This is a genomic window from Patescibacteria group bacterium, from assembly GCA_041662665.1.
In the GTDB taxonomy this organism is placed as follows: domain Bacteria; phylum Patescibacteriota; class JABMPQ01; order JABMPQ01; family JAQVVF01; genus JAQVVF01.
In genome coordinates, this window is the sequence record JBAZSC010000002.1 from 159,991 (window position 1) to 179,422 (window position 19,432).

The 19,432-nt window shown below is 31.0% G+C and carries 21 protein-coding genes and 1 tRNA gene; 13 read left to right on the forward strand and 9 right to left on the reverse strand.

Annotation, left to right across the window (positions count from 1 at the left end; all coding sequences use genetic code 11):
- Window positions 1-50: 50 nt before the first annotated feature.
- Together WC663_04075 and WC663_04080 are read right to left on the reverse strand one after the other, a co-directional pair.
- Window positions 51-755, reverse strand: a complete 705-nt coding sequence (locus tag WC663_04075; GenBank protein MFA6296507.1) for a hypothetical protein — start codon at window positions 753-755, stop codon at window positions 51-53.
- A 416-nt stretch (window positions 756-1,171) separates the two neighbouring features.
- Window positions 1,172-1,846 carry a hypothetical protein gene (locus tag WC663_04080; protein MFA6296508.1) on the reverse strand — a complete coding sequence of 225 codons (675 nt, stop codon included), beginning with the start codon at window positions 1,844-1,846 and terminating at the stop codon, window positions 1,172-1,174.
- A gap of 137 nt (window positions 1,847-1,983) precedes the next feature.
- Between WC663_04080 and uvrC the strand changes: the two genes are divergently transcribed.
- Window positions 1,984-3,744, forward strand: coding sequence for an excinuclease ABC subunit UvrC (uvrC, locus tag WC663_04085; protein ID MFA6296509.1), 1,761 nt, complete (start codon window positions 1,984-1,986; stop codon window positions 3,742-3,744).
- A gap of 69 nt (window positions 3,745-3,813) precedes the next feature.
- Window positions 3,814-3,966 carry a hypothetical protein gene (locus WC663_04090; protein MFA6296510.1) on the forward strand — a complete coding sequence of 51 codons (153 nt, stop codon included), beginning with the start codon at window positions 3,814-3,816 and terminating at the stop codon, window positions 3,964-3,966.
- A 14-nt stretch (window positions 3,967-3,980) separates the two neighbouring features.
- Here WC663_04090 and WC663_04095 read toward each other — a convergent pair whose 3' ends face one another.
- The gene (locus tag WC663_04095) at window positions 3,981-4,352 is read right to left on the reverse strand and encodes a hypothetical protein (protein ID MFA6296511.1); all 372 of its coding nucleotides are present in this window, start codon (window positions 4,350-4,352) and stop codon (window positions 3,981-3,983) included.
- A 99-nt stretch (window positions 4,353-4,451) separates the two neighbouring features.
- Between WC663_04095 and WC663_04100 the strand changes: the two genes are divergently transcribed.
- The 9 genes from WC663_04100 (at window position 4,452) to WC663_04140 (ending at window position 12,013) form a co-directional block, all read left to right on the forward strand.
- Window positions 4,452-5,615 carry a G5 domain-containing protein gene (locus tag WC663_04100; GenBank protein MFA6296512.1) on the forward strand — a complete coding sequence of 388 codons (1,164 nt, stop codon included), beginning with the start codon at window positions 4,452-4,454 and terminating at the stop codon, window positions 5,613-5,615.
- Between the two features lie 195 nt (window positions 5,616-5,810).
- Entirely contained in the window at window positions 5,811-6,026 is a 216-nt protein-coding gene (secG, locus tag WC663_04105) for a preprotein translocase subunit SecG (GenBank protein MFA6296513.1), read from the forward strand.
- A gap of 16 nt (window positions 6,027-6,042) precedes the next feature.
- On the forward strand, window positions 6,043-7,767 hold the full coding sequence (locus WC663_04110; protein ID MFA6296514.1) for an ABC transporter substrate-binding protein: 1,725 nt from the start codon (window positions 6,043-6,045) through the stop codon (window positions 7,765-7,767).
- Between the two features lie 22 nt (window positions 7,768-7,789).
- Window positions 7,790-7,872: transfer RNA gene (locus WC663_04115), tRNA-Leu, on the forward strand.
- A gap of 16 nt (window positions 7,873-7,888) precedes the next feature.
- Window positions 7,889-8,488, forward strand: a complete 600-nt coding sequence (locus WC663_04120; protein ID MFA6296515.1) for an HAD hydrolase-like protein — start codon at window positions 7,889-7,891, stop codon at window positions 8,486-8,488.
- An 84-nt stretch (window positions 8,489-8,572) separates the two neighbouring features.
- A complete protein-coding gene (locus tag WC663_04125; protein ID MFA6296516.1) occupies window positions 8,573-10,264 on the forward strand; it encodes a ribonuclease J in 1,692 nt (563 codons plus the stop codon).
- A gap of 70 nt (window positions 10,265-10,334) precedes the next feature.
- The gene (locus tag WC663_04130) at window positions 10,335-10,763 is read left to right on the forward strand and encodes a GxxExxY protein (GenBank protein MFA6296517.1); all 429 of its coding nucleotides are present in this window, start codon (window positions 10,335-10,337) and stop codon (window positions 10,761-10,763) included.
- A gap of 87 nt (window positions 10,764-10,850) precedes the next feature.
- Complete coding sequence (trpS, locus tag WC663_04135; GenBank protein MFA6296518.1) at window positions 10,851-11,840, forward strand: tryptophan--tRNA ligase; 990 nt, start codon at window positions 10,851-10,853, stop codon at window positions 11,838-11,840.
- A 35-nt stretch (window positions 11,841-11,875) separates the two neighbouring features.
- Window positions 11,876-12,013: a hypothetical protein gene (locus tag WC663_04140; protein ID MFA6296519.1), complete on the forward strand. Its 138-nt coding sequence runs from the start codon at window positions 11,876-11,878 to the stop codon at window positions 12,011-12,013.
- Window positions 12,014-12,114: 101 nt separating this feature from the next.
- Here the strand turns inward: WC663_04140 and WC663_04145 are convergent, their stop codons facing one another.
- From WC663_04145 to WC663_04165, 5 genes are all read right to left on the reverse strand, one after another.
- The gene (locus WC663_04145; protein ID MFA6296520.1) at window positions 12,115-13,968 is read right to left on the reverse strand and encodes a phospho-sugar mutase; all 1,854 of its coding nucleotides are present in this window, start codon (window positions 13,966-13,968) and stop codon (window positions 12,115-12,117) included.
- A 59-nt stretch (window positions 13,969-14,027) separates the two neighbouring features.
- Window positions 14,028-14,243, reverse strand: coding sequence for a 30S ribosomal protein S18 (gene rpsR, locus WC663_04150; protein ID MFA6296521.1), 216 nt, complete (start codon window positions 14,241-14,243; stop codon window positions 14,028-14,030).
- A 22-nt stretch (window positions 14,244-14,265) separates the two neighbouring features.
- Window positions 14,266-14,877: a single-stranded DNA-binding protein gene (locus WC663_04155; GenBank protein ID MFA6296522.1), complete on the reverse strand. Its 612-nt coding sequence runs from the start codon at window positions 14,875-14,877 to the stop codon at window positions 14,266-14,268.
- Window positions 14,878-15,126: 249 nt separating this feature from the next.
- The gene (rpsF, locus tag WC663_04160; protein MFA6296523.1) at window positions 15,127-15,786 is read right to left on the reverse strand and encodes a 30S ribosomal protein S6; all 660 of its coding nucleotides are present in this window, start codon (window positions 15,784-15,786) and stop codon (window positions 15,127-15,129) included.
- Between the two features lie 128 nt (window positions 15,787-15,914).
- On the reverse strand, window positions 15,915-16,187 hold the full coding sequence (locus WC663_04165; protein ID MFA6296524.1) for a DUF3175 domain-containing protein: 273 nt from the start codon (window positions 16,185-16,187) through the stop codon (window positions 15,915-15,917).
- Between the two features lie 292 nt (window positions 16,188-16,479).
- Between WC663_04165 and ychF the strand changes: the two genes are divergently transcribed.
- Together ychF and efp are read left to right on the forward strand one after the other, a co-directional pair.
- Window positions 16,480-17,538: a redox-regulated ATPase YchF gene (gene ychF / locus WC663_04170; protein ID MFA6296525.1), complete on the forward strand. Its 1,059-nt coding sequence runs from the start codon at window positions 16,480-16,482 to the stop codon at window positions 17,536-17,538.
- A gap of 144 nt (window positions 17,539-17,682) precedes the next feature.
- Entirely contained in the window at window positions 17,683-18,240 is a 558-nt protein-coding gene (gene efp, locus WC663_04175) for an elongation factor P (protein MFA6296526.1), read from the forward strand.
- Window positions 18,241-18,372: 132 nt separating this feature from the next.
- Here efp and recA read toward each other — a convergent pair whose 3' ends face one another.
- Window positions 18,373-19,398, reverse strand: a complete 1,026-nt coding sequence (gene recA, locus WC663_04180) for a recombinase RecA (protein ID MFA6296527.1) — start codon at window positions 19,396-19,398, stop codon at window positions 18,373-18,375.
- Between the last annotated feature and the right edge of the window lie 34 nt (window positions 19,399-19,432).

Here is a 19,432-nt window from a genome sequence, read left to right on the forward strand (position 1 = left end):
GTTAAATCAAACGAGTCGTTATTTTCTAGTTACTAATTACTCATTACTAGTTACTTAACCACGAACGATTGCACAACCTGATCAAACACACCGTCACTTTGATATTTATTGCTCAAATCAGAAATTTCAACATAACCGCCATTTGTCTTGATCGAAATTACAGTTGAATTTGAATAGCCAGCCACATTTTTAAATTTATAAGCATCCAAACCATTTATTTTTAATTTATCAAAACCGCCAGAAGAATCAGAAAAATAATTAACATCATTTAATCCATCATAAAATCTTTCAAAATCAAAACTTTGTTTATTGCTTTTAAATGTAAAAACGATATTTCCTTTATTATTAGTCGAACTATCAGCCAAATCAACCAAACCAACTTTATTTCTTTCTGTTTCATCTGTTTTCCAGCCATCCAAAACAGTAAAAGCAAATTTCTGTCCATTAAAAGTGTCAGAATATTCTTTTCCGCTAACATCTTCTTTATTTAATTCATTAACATTAGAATTTTCATTTGTGCTATTAACATTAGAATTTAAAGCCATATAATTTTCATTATTATTAACAACAGAATCATTAGGCCTTAATATTTCTGAAGAATTATTTTCACTATTTTCATTTGCAATTTCATCTTCGCCTTTTCCACATTTGCTAAACAAAAAAATAATTCCAAACAAAATAGTCGCAATTATAAATCCAAATAAAATTCCTTTGCCAAAAGTGTTGTTTCGATTGCCAACATTAGTTTTGTACATATTTTTCATTTATAATTTAAAGTTATACCAAATTATTTGTTAAATAAACATAATTTGTAAAACTTTTACCACTAATTTTACTCATATTCATTATTATTCACAATTCCATTTTCTGCGTTTTCCGCATAAAATCCGTATATTTCCGCGTAAAAGACTTACTTAAATCTTTATTACATCAATGCTCACCAAAAATTGAAATTTTAAACAACCAGGCATCAAATTCTTTAACATATTATTATACAAAAATCCTTAATTTAAAGCAAACAAAAAGACCCACTTGGGTCTAACCGTAATGTGCAGTCATTGTCTTTCTTTCTCCTCCGTTCTCGAAAACGATCGCTGTAAAACGATCTTGTTCTCTACATTTTTTTCGCTTCCATTTTGGAAGCTAAAAAGTGGCTCCCTCCTTCTCTTTCTTAGGGAGCAACATTGCGGCTTGTGTCTGCCGCAAGACCATCGGAATCAATCAATACAACTTGAATATTCCTATAACAAGTATATATTGAATCAGCCAATAACTCAATATCTTCTTTATCAATTCCTGGTTTATTGACCAATGCTTGTCTCAATCTATCTATTCCTCTAAAAATCCTTTTATCTTTGGAATAAAAAGCCAACTTCTTTTTCAATATCAATTTTTCATTTTCTGTCTCAACAAAGAATCTCCAAATTGAAACTGTTCCTTTGACATGGACACAAACGCTGTAACCATTGTCACCGATTCTGAATACTCGCCAATTACAACTACCAAAACCAGTAAAATCCTGATTTTCTACAATCACTAGCCCATCTTCCTGCAATCTGAAGCCCAAAAGTTCATAACCTCTTTTTTGCAATGACCATCTCTTACATGCAGATACAACATTTAAGGACGATACTTTTGCAATTCCAAATAGGAAAGACAAGTCAACTGATGTGCATCCTGACCGAATAGGAAGAACAATTTTTCTTAGGGATTCCCAAAGACGTATGCTTTCTACTGCCAAGTTTCTATCACCATTTGCAAGTGCAAAAATCTCAATTTCTTTTCCAAAATTTAACAATCTTTTTATCAAGCCAATTTCAACTAAATCCGCTTCTATCCAGAGCATGCTCCACCTCCTCCTCTGTTTCTGTTTCGGATCATAATTCTTAATTCATAATTCAAGATTCTCACAAAAATTCAAAATGTCAAAGAACAAAAATAATCTAGATAAATATCCATCTATACAATATAATGTATATATCTATGCCTGTCAACAAAGCCATAATAAAAAATATTCCTAATAAACCTGGTGTTTATCTTTTTAAAGATTCCAAAAAACAGGTTCTTTATGTTGGCAAGGCAAAAGATCTCAAAAAAAGACTAAATTCATATTTCCAAAATCAAAATGCACTTGCTTTAGACAAAATAAAAATGCTTGATCAAGCTCAAAATCTTGATTATATTTTAACCACCAATGAGTTAGAAGCATTATTATTAGAATCAAATTTAATCAAACAGCATCATCCAAAATATAATGTTTTGCTTAAAGACGACAAAAATTATAAATATATCAAAATTGACTATCAAGACGATTTTCCAAAAATTTATCAAGTCCGAAAAATAGAAAAAGGACCAGCTCAATATTTTGGTCCATTTACTGATGGCTATGCTGTAAATCAAACCTTGGATCTACTACAAAAGGTTTTTAAGTATCGAGATTGTGCTAAAAGCCTGAACAAAAAATTTGAACAGCGAGCTTGTTTAAAATATCACATCAAAAGATGCCTTGCTCCATGTATTGGCAAAGTTACCAAAGAAGAATACGATCAAACCATTCGCCAATGCGAGCTATTTTTGAAAGGCAAACAAAATCAAATAGCTCATGATCTTGAAGAAAAAATGAAACAGGCATCAGCGAACAAAAATTTTGAACAAGCAGCAAAGCTACGAGATCGCCTTTCTGATATCAAGACAATTATCAAAAAACAAATTGTCATTTCGCCAAAACAAGAGAATCAAGACTATATTTCTCTTTTTAGGCATGAGAATGAATTTATTATTAATTTATTTACTGTCCGAGATGGAAAATTAATTGGCAAAGAAAATTTTCCTCTCAAAGCCAATTTTGATTCTAATGATTCTGAATTATTAGAATCATTCATTAAGCAATATTATCAAAAACAATTGGATCGACCAGAAGAATTAATCTTACCAGAAACAATTAATGACCAGGATCTTATTGAAAAATGGCTTAAATTAACAATTATCGTTCCAAGTATCGGCAAAAAAAAGCAAATGCTTGATCTAGGCGTAAAAAATGCCATTGAATATACAAAACGAAAATTTGATGGATCTATAATTGGCGAAAAAATTTCAATTCTAAAAAATCTTCAAAAAATACTAAATCTAGAAACTACACCAAACAGAATTGAATGTTATGACATCAGCAATATTCAAGGAAAACAAGCAACTGGTTCAATGGTTGTTTTCGAAAATGGTTTTCCAGCAAAAAAAGAATATCGTCTATTCAAAATTAAAACAATTTTCCAACCAAATGATGTTGCGATGATTAAAGAAGTTTTAGATCGAAGAGTCCATAATGACTGGCCAAGTCCAGATCTAATAATTATTGATGGCGGAAAACCTCAAATCAACGCGGCTCTAGAAATTTTAAGCAACCATAATTGGCAAACTTCTCTGATTTCTTTAGCCAAAAGATTTGAAGAAATTTATACTCCAAATACTGAAAAGCCAATCAATTTACCAAGAGATTCAAAAGAGCTTCATTTACTCCAACAAATCAGAGATGAAGCTCATCGTTTTGCCATCACCTATCACAAAAAACTTCATTCTAAAATTTCAATTGGTTCAAGCTTAGATGAAGTAAATGGCCTAGGACCAAAATACAAAAAAGCATTGCTTTTAAAATTTGGCAATGTTGAAAATATTAAAAAAGCAAGCTTAGATGAATTAACCAAAGCCTCGAACAAAAAAGTTGCTCAGCTAATTAAACGAAGTTTGTAAAAAATGTTCGGCTGGTGAAGGTCTCCTGACCTTCGCCAATTAAAAACATAAAACGTAAATTCTAAAATTATGCCTAATAACAATCACATCCAAATTCAAGAAGATCTCGAAAAAAAAGCTAAAGAAAAAGAAAACCGCAAACAAAAAATGAAAATTTCAGGTCAAAGTGTCAAAGAATTAGCTAAAATTATCAAAGAAAAAGGCAAAAAAAATCCTAAGTAATACTTAGGAAAAGATCAACGTCTCCACAGCCTATCAAATTCCGCTTGAGATATTCCGACTTGCTCTAAAAGTTTCTTTGCTTTAATCAAATGTTCTTCTACTCTTTGCAAATATTGATTCACATTTCGCCTACCTGCAAATTTTCTAGCAGTCTTAAAACAATGCTTTGCAATTGCCACATGCTTCCGTATTTCCAAATTCTCAATATCAGTACACAAAGAGCTAGTAACACATGAATCAGGAAGGCTTAAGAACAAATATCTGCTTACTTCGAAATAATCATACCACTTTCTCTGATCACCTTCCCAAAGATAAATCCTCTGTGCTTTCGTATCAGCATACTTTTCCAAAAATCGCATTATCTCTGAATAGCTTTTTCCTTTCATTCCTTCCTCCTTTGCTGGATCAGTATAAATATCTTACATTATCTTAAACATTTAGTCAATTGTAAAATTCTCAAAAAACTGCTAAAATAAAAACTCAACATGGAAAAAATTCCTAAAAAACCAAACAAAATTCGTTTAATTATCTTAATTGTAATCTTAATTATTACAGTTGTTTTTGGTACTTTAATAATCACCGACAAAAATCACGTTCTTCTCGCAAAAATAAGTGGCACGAAACAGCAACCAAATATTACAAAAATCATCGTCAAAGATAAAAATGACAAAAAAGAATTTACTTCAGAAAAAGAAACTTTGCAAGAAGCTTTACAGGATAATAATATCAAAATTTTTGATCATGATATTATCACTCCAAATTTAGACACCAAAATTAAAAAATATACTTTATTAATCGTTGATATTCAAAGAAAATATGCTGTCACAATTATTGACAAAAAAGATAAAAAAGAAATTGTTTCTGATAAAAATGTGGTCAAAGATATTCTAAAAGAACAAAATATCAAATTAATAAAAGAAGATAATATCAATCCTAATATAGATGAACAAATTGAAAACAACAGCAAAATTATAATTTCTCGTGCTAATTTAATCAACATTTTTGTTGACGGACAAGAAAATATCGCAAAAACTCACTTTAAACAAGTTGACAAAATAATTGCTGAAGCAGGCATAAAATTAAATGGAGATGATTACACAATTCCAGAAAGCAACTCTAAAATCGAAAATAACGCTAAAATAGAAATTATCAGAGTTACTAAAAAAGAAGAAATAACCAAAGAAGAAATACCTTTCGAAACAGAAGAACAATATTCAGATCAGATGTACGAAGACGAACAAAATGTCTCTCAAGTAGGAAAAAATGGAATTTTAGAAAAAACTTATGAAATTAGATTAGAAAACGACAAAGAAGTTGATAAAAAATTAGTCTCTGAAGAAAAAACTCTAGAGCCTCAAAACAAAATTATAGTTTATGGTACAAAAAAACATCCACAAGGCAAGGTAATTACTGGCGGTCGAGCAACTTACTATTACGGTCCAACTATCGCAGCATGCAATCTTTTTCCCAAAGGAACCAAACTTCGCGTTACTAATGTAGATAATGGCCAGAGTATTGAAGTTATTGTTGACGATACCGGCGGTTTTGGCTGGCCGACAGTAATTGATCTTCGCCAAGATTATTTTGAAAAAATCGGCGGTACAACAAATGCCGGCATTATTAATGTTACAATAGAAGAAATCCTTTAGAATGCCTAAATCTATTGCCAAATTGCTAATCCTATGCTAAAATCAAAGAACTAGAATAATTTTAAATAAAACAAACAGTGTTCAACAATTTAGCAATTGAACAATTAAAAATTTTGGAATACAAAATTTTTAAGCAATTCAACATATTTAACCAATCTAACTAGTCTAACCAGTTTAACTCATTAATCAATACGTATGTCTAATATCTTAAGTATTATCCAAATTGTTATTTCTGTCTTTTTAATGATCACAATTTTAGTTCAAAATAAAGGCGTCGGATTATCTGCCACCTTTGGCGGTGAAGGCAATGTTTACCGTACCAAAAGAGGTGCAGAAAGAGCCATTTTTATAACTACAATAGTTTTGGCTGTACTATTCTTAGTTACGGCTATGCTAAATCTGTTTTTCTAAAACCAAACTAGCTTAAATGAACAAATTTAAAACGGAGGACAAAAAACAAAAATTTCCTCATTTTTCTCAGCTTAAATTTCTTCCAAAGACTCTAAACAAAAAAGAAAAAATTCAAAGCTTAGTCCTAATTATAATTTTGATTTTTAGTTTAGGATTTTTAGGCTATCAAGAATATACAAAAAGAATTGAAGTAATTGCCAAAGATGGCGGAAGATATACTGAAGGCGTTGTTGGCACGCCAAAATTTGTTAATCCATTATATTCTCAAACTAGTGACGTAGATTCAGATCTTACAAAACTGATTTACAGAGGCTTAATGAAATATAATGCCAATCAAGAATTAGTCCCTGATCTGGCTGAATCTTATGAAATTTCCAAAGATAAAAAAATCTATACTTTCAAACTAAAAAATAACGTCAAATGGCATAACAATGAATCGTTTAATGCTGATGATGTCATTTTTACAGTTCAAGCAATCAAAAACCCAGAGTATCAAAGTCCTTTACAAATCAATTTTGAAGGCGTCGAAGTCAGCAAGATTGACGATTTTACTGTCCAATTCACTTTGCAGAAAGAAAAATATTCTCCATTTCTTACCGAAAATACACTTTTTGGCATCATTCCCAAAAAAGTTTGGGAAAGCATTCCACCAAAAAATGCGCCTTTTTCAGAACAAAATTTAGTTCCTGTAGGATCAGGACCTTTCAAATTCAAAGAATATAAAAAAGATAAAACTTCTGGCCAAATTGTTTCTTATACTCTTGAAAAATTTCCTGATTATTATGGCAAAAAACCATATCTTTCAGAAATAATTTTCAAATTTTATAATGATTATCCTGATTTAGCAAAAGCTTACAACAAAAAACAAATTGACGCCATTAGCTATATTCCAATTGAAGAACAACAAAATATCAAAAAAGAAATAAATTCTTTCAATCTTAATTTACCTCAATATTACGCTATCTTTTTTAACACTGATCAAAATGATGCATTGAAATATAAACCAGTCCGTCAAGCTTTAAATTTTGCAATTGATCGCGATAAAATAGTTAGCGAAGCTTTAAACAAACAAGCAATTTTAATTGATTCTCCAATTCTGCCAAATTATCAAGAATATAATCCAGATGCCAAAAAATATAATTTTGATTTGGAAAAAGCAAAAAAAACTTTAAAAAAAGGCGGTTGGACAAAACAAGGAGATTATTTAGCTTTTGAAGACACGACGCTTGAAATAACTTTAACTATCATCAACCAACCAGAATTTCAAAAAATAGCTGAAATTATCAAATCAAATTGGGAAAGTTTAGGAGTCAAAGTCAATATTGAAGCCCTAGAGGCAACTGATCTTCAATCAAATTATATTCGACCAAGACAATATCAAGCTTTGCTTTATGGACAATTACTAGGCCATGATCCAGATCCATATCCATTCTGGCATTCTTCACAAGCTAAAGATCCAGGTTTGAATTTAACATCTTTACAAAGAGATAAAATTGATAAGTTATTAGAAACTGCCCGCCAACAAATCAATCCTGAAGAACGCAAAAAAACTTATCAAAAATTTCAAGAACTTTTAATCAATGAAGCTCCTGCAATATTTTTATACAGTCCAACTTATTTGTATGGACAGAATAAAAAAGTTAAAGGCTTCAACCAAAAATTTACTTTTGTTCCATCAGACCGATTTTCAGATGTGGAAAATTGGTACGTCAAAACAAAATTAAAGATAAAAAATCCCTAATTAACTGATTGATTAGTTTAATGCCGGAGTGGCGAAATGGCAGACGCGTAGCGTTCAGGACGCTATGTTCTTTTGGACATGTGGGTTCGACTCCCACCTTCGGCAGTAACTTACAACTTCTATGATAAAAACTATTATCTTTGATATTGATGGAATGATTATTAAGAGAGAAATGTATTTTAGCCAATATTACTCACAAAAATTCAAAGTTCCTATAGAAAAAATGCTTCCATTTTATAATAATAAATTTCAACTTTGTTTAATTGGAAAAGCAGATCTAAAAAAAGAAATTGCCAAATATCTAAATCAATGGAAATGGAAAAAATCAGTCGATGATTTTCTCTTACTTTGGTTCAAATACGAAAGCAATCTAGATAATAAAGTTTTGGAAAGCATAAAAAAATTGAGAAAGAAAAAGATCAATTGTTATATTGGTACTGACAACGAAAAATATCGTGTCAACTATCTACTTAACAATCTGAAATTAGCAAAATATTTTGATGGAATTTTTGCTTCATCCAAAATTGGTTACCAAAAATCACAACAAGAATTTTGGTCACAAGTCTACAAAAGTCTTAAGCAACCTAACAAATCAGAAATCCTATTTTGGGACGATGATCCAAAAAACGTAAAGTCAGCACAAGATTTTGGCTTCAACGCTAAAGTCTATACTAACTTTTCAGATTACGAAAACAAAATAAAATTATTAATTAACATTTAACAACAAAAAACAAAAACATTTTAAAAGTAAATTTTTATTTACTAATTAACAAATAAAACTAATAAACTAATTAAACTAAATATTATGAACAATAAATTTATTCCAAAATTAAAAATTATTCCGCTAGGCGGATTAGAAGAAATAGGTCGAAATATGACCTTAATTGAATATGCAAGAGACATCATCATCATTGATATGGGCTTGCAATTCCCAGAAGAAAACATGCCTGGAATTGATTATATCATTCCAAACATCGCCTATTTGAAAGGCAAAGAAAATTATATTAGAGGCGTTATTATTACTCATGGTCATTTTGACCATATCGGCGCTATCCCTCACATCATGGATCGCATTGGCAACCCAACTATTTTTACTGCCAAATTAACAAGGGCAATGATTGAGAAACGCCAGGAAGAATTTGATAAAAAAGAAAAATTATCAATTTATACAATTTCAGAACAAGACCAAATTCAGCTTGGCCAATTTAAAGTTGAATTTTTTAAAGTCAATCACAACATTCCAGATGGCTATGGAGTAATCGTCCACTCGCCTGTCGGTACGATCATTCATACTGGCGATTTTAAATTTGATCCAACACCAGTTGGAGACATGCCAGCAAATAAAGAAAAATTAGCCAAAATTGGAAAACAAGGAGTTCTCGCATTAATGTCAGATAGCACTGGTGCTGAAAATTCAGGTCATTCCATTTCTGAAAAAACGATTATGGAAACATTAAACAAAATTATTTCTGAAGCAAAAGGCAGAATCATTTTAGCTACTTTTTCATCACTTATTACTCGTATTCAACAAGTTATTTTCATTGCTGAAAAATTAGGCAAAAAAGTTGCAATCGAAGGTTTTTCTATGAAAACAAATGTTGAAATCTGCAAAAAGCTAGGCTATTTAAAAACTGGCAAGAAAATTCTCGTCAGTACAAAACAAGCTTTGAAATTACCAAAAGATAAAATAATTATTTTATGCACTGGTGCTCAAGGTGAAGAAGCAGCTGTTCTAATGCGTATTGCCAATCAAGATCACAAAGAAATAGAAATCGAAAAAGGAGATTCTGTTATTTTTTCATCATCAGTAATTCCAGGAAATGAAAGAAGTGTTCAAAGATTAAAAGATAATTTGACTAGATTAGGTGCTGATATTTTTCATTACAAAATGATGGATGTCCATTCCAGCGGTCATGGTTTTATTGATGATCTAACAGAAATGATTACCTTAACCAAACCAAAATATTTTATTCCAGTTCATGGAAATCATTTCTTATTAAAATTACATGGCGATATTGCAAGAAACACAAATATCGTCAAAGATCCAAATATCTTTGTTTGCGACAATGGCCAAATCATGGAATATCAAAAACAAGGCGAAACAGTTGTCGGCGAATTAACAAAACGAAAAGTTCCAGCAGGACATGTTATGGTTGATGGACTTGGCGTCGGCGATGTTTCAAATGTTGTTTTAAGAGATCGTCAAGCTATGGCAGAAGATGGCATGTTCGTGATAATCTTAACTATGGATGGAAATACTGGAAAATTAGTCAGCGATCCAGATATCATCTCTCGTGGCTTTGTCTTTATGAAAGAATCAAAAAGATTAATTGGCCAGACCAAAGAAAGAATCAAAAAAATCTTAATTGATCATGATCCAAAGACTTCATCAAATGATACTTATATCAGAAATAAAGTCCGCGATCAAATTGGTCAATTCTTATTTACCAGAACTCAAAGAAGACCAATGATTCTTCCAGTCATCATCGAAGTTTAAACCACAGATTTGCACAGATACTGAACAGATTTAACACAGATACTAAAACAAATTAAACAAAAATAAAATTATGTTTTTACACAAAGAGTTAAGTTGGAAAATTATTGGTATTTGTATGAAAATTCAAAATGAATATGGTTCAAATCATAATGAAAGAATTTATCATTCATTACTAATAGAGCAATTTACTCTTCAAAAAATCAATTTTTTATCCAAACCCAAAATTCCAGTTTTATCTAAACAAACAGGCAAAAAAATTGGCCTATATGAACCTGATTTTCTCATCGAAAAATTAATAATCTTAGAAATCAAAGCCAAACCTTTTAATTTTAAAAAAGATGAAACTCAATTACAAGAATATCTGAATACAACGCCTTATGAAATTGGTTATTTAGTAAATTTTGGTTTTCAAAATAAATTATATTTCAAAAGAATTATCTGTACCAATAATCTCAAAAATTTCCTAAGCCTTCCTAAAAAATTATATGCGTCTCAATAAATCAGTAGTAAAGTATCTGTGTCTCTGTGAACATCTGTCTCGTATCTGTGTAAGATCTGTGGTAAACTAATATCTAACAATAAAAATATGTCTAAAGTTATTTTCTCAGGTATTCAACCAAGTGGAGAATTACACATTGGCAATTATTTCGGTGCAATTAAAAACTGGTTAGAATTACAAAAACAAGAAAGTCTTTGCTATTTCTGCGTTGTTGATTTACATGCCATTACTATCGATTATGATCCAAAACAATTTCAAGACAAAATTCTAGACACTATAGCAACTTATCTTGCGTGCGGAATTGATCCAGAAAAATCAATTATTTTTGTTCAATCAAAAGTCAAAGAACATGCTGAATTAGCCTGGCTTTTAAACACTATTACTCCTATTTCCGAGCTTGAAAGAATGACTCAATACAAAGATAAGCGCGCCCAACATATCAAAAACGTTAATATTGGCCTTCTAGATTATCCAGTTTTACAAGCCGCCGATATATTGCTTTATAATACAAACATCGTTCCAGTGGGCCAGGATCAAAAACAGCATATTGAATTAGCAAGAACTATTGCCAATAAATTCAATACTAAATTTGGAAAGACTCTTACAATTCCAGAACATTTCATTCCAGAAGTTGGCGCTAAAATTATGTCGCTTCTTGAGCCAACCAAAAAAATGTCCAAATCCCATAATCCAAAATCATATATTTCTTTATCTGATTCCAAAGAACATATTGAGAAAAAAATAATGTCAGCAGTTACTGATTCTGATAATAAAATATTTTTTGATCCAGAAAAAAAGCCAGCTATTTCAAATCTATTATCAATCTATCATTTAGCAACTGGCTGGACTTTGCAACAAATTCAAGATAAATATAAAGATTCAACTAGCTATGCCCAATTTAAAAAAGATTTGGCAGAAAATATAATAAAATTATTGCAACCGATTCAAGATAAAAAACAAGAATTATTAAAAGACGAAACTAAGCTTTTAGAAATCTTAGATAATAGCACCAAAAAAGCTCAAACCGAAGCTACAAAAACAATGCTTATTGTTAAGAAAAAAATGGGTTTAATTTAAACTATTTTAAAGTTTAATAATTAAAATAAAAAAATATGCCAACATGCAAAGATTGCAAAAATTTCGCTCCAAATCCAACTGATCCAAACAAAGGTGAATGCTATGGACACGAAGTTGATGCAAACATGGACTCAGAAAAATGCCCAGCAAAAAGCTTTCAAGCAAAAGAATAATTGATTTTAAAGAAACAAAAACGAGACCATTTCAGCCTCGTTTTTTTATTTATCTGTGTCTCTGTGCTTTATCTGTAAAGTATCTGTATAAAATCTGTGGCCTAGCCTAATATTTCAAATCTCTCTCCACCAATAGAAATTTTTTCTGCTCTCAAAACAAAATCTTCCAAAATTTCATGCACTAACTTATCACATTTCTCTTTTATCTCTTGATATTCTTCATCAGATTTATTAATGCCAACTTCCATTCCACAAGCTGCATAAAATTTTATTTTGGGTTCAGTTCCAGATGGTCTAACAACTACTCTGATTGTCTTTTCTTTATTTAAATAAAATATTAATGCATTATCTGGAAAACCAATATATTTTCCAACAACTTTATTAGTTTTTGGATCAATAAATTTTTTTTCTAATTGATCTAAAACAGTAAACACTTCTAATCCAGAAACTTTAGTTGGCAATTTCGCTCTAAATTTATCCATTATTTTTTTCATTTTATCCATTCCATCCATACCCTTGTAAAAAACAGCTTGCAACAATTCGCGATAATAACCATATTTTTTCTTTATAATTTCTAATTGTTGATACAAAGTCTTCCCTTCTTTTTTTAACAAACCAGCATATTCACAAATTAATAATGCTGCAATTGCACCATCTTTATCTCTCGCATAATCTCCATACAAATATCCATGGCTTTCTTCAGCCCCAAATAAAAATTTATTGCCTTTTAATCTTGTATCAATTGCATTGCCAATATATTTAAAACCAACTGGCAAATCTGTTATAACTTTACAACCATTATCTTCGGCAATTTTTGTCAGCAAGTCAGTAGTTACAACAGTTTTAATCATCATTGTTTTTTTCAAATCTGTTTTTTTACTCAACATTCTTGTTATATAATCCAAAAGCAAAACTCCAATTTGATTGCCATTCAAAAATATATATTTTTCTTTTTTTATTGTTTCTGGACTAACAACGCCAATTCTATCAGCATCAGGATCAGCAGCAACCAACACATCAACCTTATTTTTTTTAGCCTGTTTTGTCCCAAGATCTAAAGAAATTGGAACTTCAGGATTTGGAATTTGTTTTGCAACACTTTTAAAATCTGGATCAAAAGGCATTTGGCTTTTTACAGTTTCAACTTTTTTGAAACCAACATTTTTCAAAACTGGCAAAAAAGAAGTACTCGCACAACCATTCAAAGGCGTAAATAAAATATGAACGTCTCGATAATTACCTAATGACAATTTACTTACAGTATCAACAAAAGCTTGATCAATATCTTTACCTAAAATTTTAATCTTTCCAGATTCTTTTGCTTTATTAAAATCAATTGTTTTTATTTTTTTAACAGCCATGACTTTATTAATAATATTTTTGTCATGAGGAGGAACAATTTGACCGCCATTATCAAAATATACTTTAATTCCATTATCAGAAGGAGGATTATGGCTTGCACTAATCATTGCTCCACCGACTGCTTTCATTTTCCTAATTGTAAAAGATATCTGCGGAGTTGATCTAACACCCTCATAAAAATATACTTTAAAATTATTTCCAGCAAAAACTGAAGCTGCTGTCTTTGCAAACAATTCAGAATTATGACGAACATCATAAGTCACTACAATTCCTTTTTTTAACGCTTTATTCCCAAAAAATTTAATTAGATAATCAGCAAAACCTTGTGCAGATTCAGAAATTGTTCGAACATTAATTCTATTTGATCCAACTCCCATCATTCCCCTTCTTCCTCCAGTTCCAAAAGGAATAACCTGAAAAAAAGCGTTATTCAAATCATCAACTTTTTCATTATTAATCATCTCAATAATTTCATCCCAAAATTTTTCACATTCATCACTATTCAACCAAATTTTTATATTTTTAACAGCCGAATCCACCAAACCTTTTTTCTTTAAACTAAGGAGTTTAGCATTTATTTCATTTATTTTCATATTTATTTTTATTACTTTTTATAATAAAAAATGCCGAAGTTTCCTTCGACATTATATTGTTATCTTACAAAAGTAAGCAATCCCAATACCCTTGCTCTTTTAATTGCCTTAGCAACCATTCTTTGGTGTCTTGCGCAATTTCCAGTTCTTCTTGTTGAAGCAATCTTAGAATAAGGAGTCAAAAATCTTTTTAAAAAATTAATGTCTCGATAATTGATTGTTTCAATTTTTTCCGCGCATAGCATACACGGTTTTCTAAAAATAGTCTCCGCCATAAAATATTATGAATTAAATAATTTAAAATGGAATATCTTCAACTTTAATTTCTTCATCTTTATTAACTTCTGTTGCAACTGGACTTGGCATTGCTTGTGGCATTACATTTTCAGAAGGCTGTGCTTGCGCAACAGAATTAGCTGGCTCTTCTAATGATATTGATGGTAGATTTTCAGATACAGGTTTTGAAACTGCTCCAAAGCTTTCTGATTGATTAACTGGTCTTGCAAAAGACTGAGTTTGTGCTTGAGTTTGAACAGGATTTTGATTTGCAAAATTTCCTGAATTAACTGGCTGACTTGCACCTCTTGAATCTAGCATAATCATATTTTCTGCAACTATTTCTGTTCTATATCTTTTAACACCATCTTGTCCTACCCAATCGCGAGTTTGAATTCTGCCTTCAAGATAAACCTTTTTGCCTTTTGATAAATATTGGCTACAAATATCAGCTAATTTTCTCCAAGTAACAATATTGTGATATTCAACTTTTTCTTGTCTTTGACCTGATGCATCTTTCCACATCAAATTAGTTGCTACACTGAAACTGCAAACATTAGATCCCGAAGGAATAGTTCTTGTTTCTGGATCACGAGTCAATCTTCCGATAATCATTGCTTTGTTCAAATCCATAGTTTTCTAGAGCTCTACCCCTTATCCGCCAAAATCCCGAAAATTTCGGGAATCAAACGGAGTTTCCCAAATGCTTAAGCTATTTGTAAGCTATGGGCAAGGGCGAACTCGTATTTATTTATATAAAATTTTTGTTTAAAAAATTTTTTTTACCTATTTTTAATTTCATCAAAAATTTTTATTGACTTCTGCGTTTTTCGCGTCAGCTTCCGCATATTCCGCGTCAGCTTCTGCGTAGGTCTGCGGTTATTAGTCAATTATGTCTTCTTCTAAAATTTTATCTAATTTTTTATCCAAATCAATTTCTTTTGATTCTTTCTTTTTCAAAGCTGGTTTTTCTTCCTTGTCCGCCGAAGCTTTAGCGAAGGCGGATTCTTCCTCTTTAACGTCAACAGGTTTTTCTTCCTTTTCTTTTTCTTCACCTTCAATCTTTTCTTCCTTGTCCGCCGGTTTGTCCACTGAAACTTTAGTGGAGGTGGAAGCTTTAGCGAAGGCGGATTTCTTTTCAACTTTTTCAGTTTTTTCTTCTTTCACTTCTTCTTTTGTTTCACCTTCACCTTCAACTTTTTCCTTATGTTCCTTGACTGCCGAAGCTTCAGCGGAGGCAGTAGCTTCTAATTTAACGTCTTTTTCTTGCTTTGTTACTAATATTCTGACGACATCCATTTCATCAGCAACTTGATATCTAATCTTTTTAATTTTAGATGGATCAGCTTCAATCTTTGCAATAAAATAATATCCTTGGCTAAAATGTTTAATTTCATAAGCCAAATCTTTCATTCCCAAAAAATTTGATTCCAAAATTTTTGCATCAAACTTTGCTAAAATCTTTTCTAATTCTTGAGCCTTTTTTTCTGCTTGTTCATCAGTCATTTTAGGAGACAAGAACATTGATAATTCGTACTTCATAATGTAGTAAATTAAATCCTCCTTCGTCCTGCTGGACTACGGCGGATGCTAAAATTTGTATTTCTTATCTTATCACAAAAATCTGAATAATGCAAGGAAATTCGGTATTTTTTATTTTAGCGATAATTTTATTCCTTAAAAATTTTTCGTAGTTCATCTTTTGCCTTATTTAAAACATTTTTCTGCTGTCCAGATAAGTTCCTTCCTGCTCGATTAATATAAAAATTCAACATCGACATCGCTGACTGAAATTCAGTTCCTTTTCTACGATTGCTTTTTTCCGCCGATTTTTTTAAAGATTCAGCAATTTTTTTAGGATCATTAAATGTAAAAACACCATCTTCTAAATCCAAAGCATTACTTTCTTTTGTTACTTTGCCGGACCAATATTTTTTTGTCATACTTTTTTATTTTACATCCATCACTAGTTTTATTAATTTTATCAATTTTACTTATTTTACTCATACCATTCCATCCTGTTTTTACAAAAAGTTTGCCAGAACCTCTAAAAAATCTTTAAAAAAATTTAGACAATATTATTATATCAAATTGTTTTTAATTAACAAAAATATAATCTTTAAAATTAGTTCTTCTCTTGCAAAAAACAAGGAAATAAGCTAAAATTCAGTTTGAATCTAAATATCTGTGTTATCTGTCATAATCTGTAATTAATCTGTGTTAAATTTGTAGCTTATGAAAATCGGTATCGTTGGTCTTCCAAACGTTGGCAAGTCAACACTTTTCAACGCTCTGACCAAAAAACAAGTTGACGCTTCAAATTATCCTTTTTGTACAATCGACCCAAATGTCGGTATTGTTAGCGTACCTGATGAAAGAATAGATCAACTAGTAAAAATTGATCATCCTGCAAAAATCGTACCTGCAGTTGTAGAATTTGTTGATATTGCTGGTCTTGTTCGAGGTGCTCATAAAGGTGAAGGTCTTGGCAACAAATTTTTAACTCACATTAAAGAAGTTGACGCTATTGTCCATGTTCTAAGAAATTTTTCTGACAAAAATGTTACTCATGTTCATGGAAAAATCGACCCCAAAGAAGATGCCGATACAGTTGAATTAGAATTGATTTTAGCTGATCTTGATCTTGTTTCAAAATTATTTGAACAAGCAAATAGAAATTCCAAATCAGGCGATAAAGAAATGATTGCCAGAGCATCAGCATTAGAAAAAATTAAATTAGCATTAGAAAAAAATGAGCTTGCAAGAAAAGTCACTTTAGAAAAAGATGAAAAAGATTCAATCAGAGATGTTCAACTTTTAACAACCAAACCAATTCTGTATGTTTTAAATATTGATGAAAATGAAATTGGCAAAGAAATTAATTGTCCAAAACAACCTTGTATTCCAATTGCCGCTAAAATTGAATCAGAATTAGTTCAGTTATCAGCCGAAGAAGTTAAAGAATATTTACAAGAATATAATCTAAAAGAAACAAGCTTGAATAAATTTATCAAAGCATCATATGATCTTTTAGGTTTAATCACTTTTTTCACTTCTGGCATTACCGAAACTCATGCCTGGACAATCAAAAATGGTAGCAATGCACAACAAGCTGCTGGCAGAATCCATACTGATTTTTATAATAAATTTATTCGAGCTGAAATTATTTCGTTTGACGATTATGTATCTTCAGGCGGAGAATCAAAAGCCAAAGAAAAAGGCAAAATGAGAGTTGAAGGCAAAGACTATATTATCAAGGATGGCGATGTCGCCTATTTCAGAATTGGTCAGTAAAACAGAAGAATCTTGAATTTAGAATCTAGAATCTTAAATAGAATATGGAATAAAGAATTTAGAATTCTCTATTCTCTATTCTAAATTCATTCTAAATTCAAGATTCCAGATTCTAAATTCTTATAAATATTTAATTCAAAATTTATGTTAAGCATGAACGATCTAAAATCAGGAACAATTATTGATTACGAAGATCAACCTTACGAAGTTTTATCCAAAGACTTTGTTAAAAATGCTCAAAGACGTCCAGTAATGTTTACCAAATTAAAAAACTTAATTTCTGGAAAAATCATTGAACATTCTTTCCAACAAAGCGATCGCTTGAATGAATCTGACGTTACCAAAAAAGACGCTCAATATATGTATGAAGACAATGGCAATTATAATTTCATGGACAGCGAGACTTATGAACAATTCTCTTTAGCCAAAAATATTCTAGGCAACAAAACTGATTTTTTATTAGAAAATGGCACAGTAAAAATTGTTTATTATAACAATGATCCAATTAACATTGAATTACCTATTAAAATGGAATTCAAAATTATTGAAACTGCTCCAGGCGTAAAAGGAAATTCTGCAACAAACGCCATGAAAGAAGCAACAATAGAGACTGGCAAAAAAATTCAAGTTCCATTATTCGTCAAAGAAGGAGATTTGATCAGAATTGATTCTAGAACTGGTGAATATTTGGAAAGAGTTTAATATTATAAAATAATCAAAACAAAACCGAGCCTCAACACTCGGTTTTTTAATATCCGTAATTTCCGAATATCCGAATATCTTAATTTCCGTCAGTACTTTATGGACTTTAAAAACTTTATGAACTTTAGAAACTTAGTCAACTTTCGCTGCTTTAATCAAGTCCCAAATTTTCTTTTCAATCATATTTGCAACTTTTGGATTATCTCGCAAAAATTGTTTTGAAGCTTCTCTACCTTGACCCAATTGCGCTTTATCAAAAGTATACCAAGATCCAGACTTGCCCAAAACTTTGTAAACAACTCCAGTATCCAATAAATCACCAACTCTTGAGATTCCTTCATTATACATAATATCAAATTCTGTCGTCTGAAATGGCGGAGCAACTTTATTTTTAACAATTTTTACTTTCACTCTATTTCCAATAATTTTATCATTCATTTTAATTTGAGCTGCTCTTCTTAATTCAATTCTCACTGAAGAATAAAATTTCAATGCTTTTCCACCAGTTGTTTCTTCTGGATTGCCAAACATCACACCAATCTTCATTCTTATTTGATTCAAAAATATTACTGTTGTTTTTGAACTAGAAATTGCAGCTGTTAATTTTCGAAGAGCTTGCGACATTAATCTTGCATGCAAACCCATATGAGAATCACCCATATCGCCTTCAATTTCTGCGCGCGGAGTCAAAGCTGCTACAGAATCGATTACAATTACATCAACTGCGTTTGATCGAACAAGAGTTTCAACAATTTCCAAAGCTTGCTCGCCTGTTTCTGGCTGAGAAATTAGCATATCATTAATATTAATGCCAATTTTTTTTGCATAATCAGGATCCAAAGCATGTTCAGCGTCAACAAATGCCGCTAATCCGCCTTTTTTCTGAATATTAGCAATGATATGTTGTGCCAAAGTCGTCTTGCCAGAACTTTCCATACCAAAGATCTCAATAATTCTTCCTCTTGGCACTCCGCCAATTCCCAAAGCAATATCCAAAGAAATTGATCCAGTAGTAATTGCATCAATTTGCATTGTCTTTACTTCTCCTAACTTCATTATCGCTCCTTCACCAAAACGATCCTTAATCTGATCAATCGCTGATTCCACAGCCTTTGCCTTTCCCTCCATCGCACTACTTTTTTTTGCATCTTTCGCCATAAAATTAAATTGTTTAATTACTAAATTGCTCAAT

What these genes read in the sequence shown, in the direction of transcription:
- WC663_04075 (MFA6296507.1), bottom strand. Translation starts at nt 755, where the DNA reads ATGTACAAAACTAATGTTGGCAATCGAAACAACACTTTTGGCAAAGGA.
- WC663_04080 (MFA6296508.1), bottom strand. Translation starts at nt 1,846, where the DNA reads ATGCTCTGGATAGAAGCGGATTTAGTTGAAATTGGCTTGATAAAAAGA.
- uvrC (MFA6296509.1), top strand. Translation starts at nt 1,984, where the DNA reads ATGCCTGTCAACAAAGCCATAATAAAAAATATTCCTAATAAACCTGGT.
- WC663_04090 (MFA6296510.1), top strand. Translation starts at nt 3,814, where the DNA reads ATGCCTAATAACAATCACATCCAAATTCAAGAAGATCTCGAAAAAAAA.
- WC663_04095 (MFA6296511.1), bottom strand. Translation starts at nt 4,352, where the DNA reads ATGAAAGGAAAAAGCTATTCAGAGATAATGCGATTTTTGGAAAAGTAT.
- WC663_04100 (MFA6296512.1), top strand. Translation starts at nt 4,452, where the DNA reads ATGGAAAAAATTCCTAAAAAACCAAACAAAATTCGTTTAATTATCTTA.
- secG (MFA6296513.1), top strand. Translation starts at nt 5,811, where the DNA reads ATGTCTAATATCTTAAGTATTATCCAAATTGTTATTTCTGTCTTTTTA.
- WC663_04110 (MFA6296514.1), top strand. Translation starts at nt 6,043, where the DNA reads ATGAACAAATTTAAAACGGAGGACAAAAAACAAAAATTTCCTCATTTT.
- WC663_04120 (MFA6296515.1), top strand. Translation starts at nt 7,889, where the DNA reads ATGATAAAAACTATTATCTTTGATATTGATGGAATGATTATTAAGAGA.
- WC663_04125 (MFA6296516.1), top strand. Translation starts at nt 8,573, where the DNA reads ATGAACAATAAATTTATTCCAAAATTAAAAATTATTCCGCTAGGCGGA.
- WC663_04130 (MFA6296517.1), top strand. Translation starts at nt 10,335, where the DNA reads ATGTTTTTACACAAAGAGTTAAGTTGGAAAATTATTGGTATTTGTATG.
- trpS (MFA6296518.1), top strand. Translation starts at nt 10,851, where the DNA reads ATGTCTAAAGTTATTTTCTCAGGTATTCAACCAAGTGGAGAATTACAC.
- WC663_04140 (MFA6296519.1), top strand. Translation starts at nt 11,876, where the DNA reads ATGCCAACATGCAAAGATTGCAAAAATTTCGCTCCAAATCCAACTGAT.
- WC663_04145 (MFA6296520.1), bottom strand. Translation starts at nt 13,968, where the DNA reads ATGAAAATAAATGAAATAAATGCTAAACTCCTTAGTTTAAAGAAAAAA.
- rpsR (MFA6296521.1), bottom strand. Translation starts at nt 14,243, where the DNA reads ATGGCGGAGACTATTTTTAGAAAACCGTGTATGCTATGCGCGGAAAAA.
- WC663_04155 (MFA6296522.1), bottom strand. Translation starts at nt 14,877, where the DNA reads ATGGATTTGAACAAAGCAATGATTATCGGAAGATTGACTCGTGATCCA.
- rpsF (MFA6296523.1), bottom strand. Translation starts at nt 15,786, where the DNA reads ATGAAGTACGAATTATCAATGTTCTTGTCTCCTAAAATGACTGATGAA.
- WC663_04165 (MFA6296524.1), bottom strand. Translation starts at nt 16,187, where the DNA reads ATGACAAAAAAATATTGGTCCGGCAAAGTAACAAAAGAAAGTAATGCT.
- ychF (MFA6296525.1), top strand. Translation starts at nt 16,480, where the DNA reads ATGAAAATCGGTATCGTTGGTCTTCCAAACGTTGGCAAGTCAACACTT.
- efp (MFA6296526.1), top strand. Translation starts at nt 17,683, where the DNA reads ATGTTAAGCATGAACGATCTAAAATCAGGAACAATTATTGATTACGAA.
- recA (MFA6296527.1), bottom strand. Translation starts at nt 19,398, where the DNA reads ATGGCGAAAGATGCAAAAAAAAGTAGTGCGATGGAGGGAAAGGCAAAG.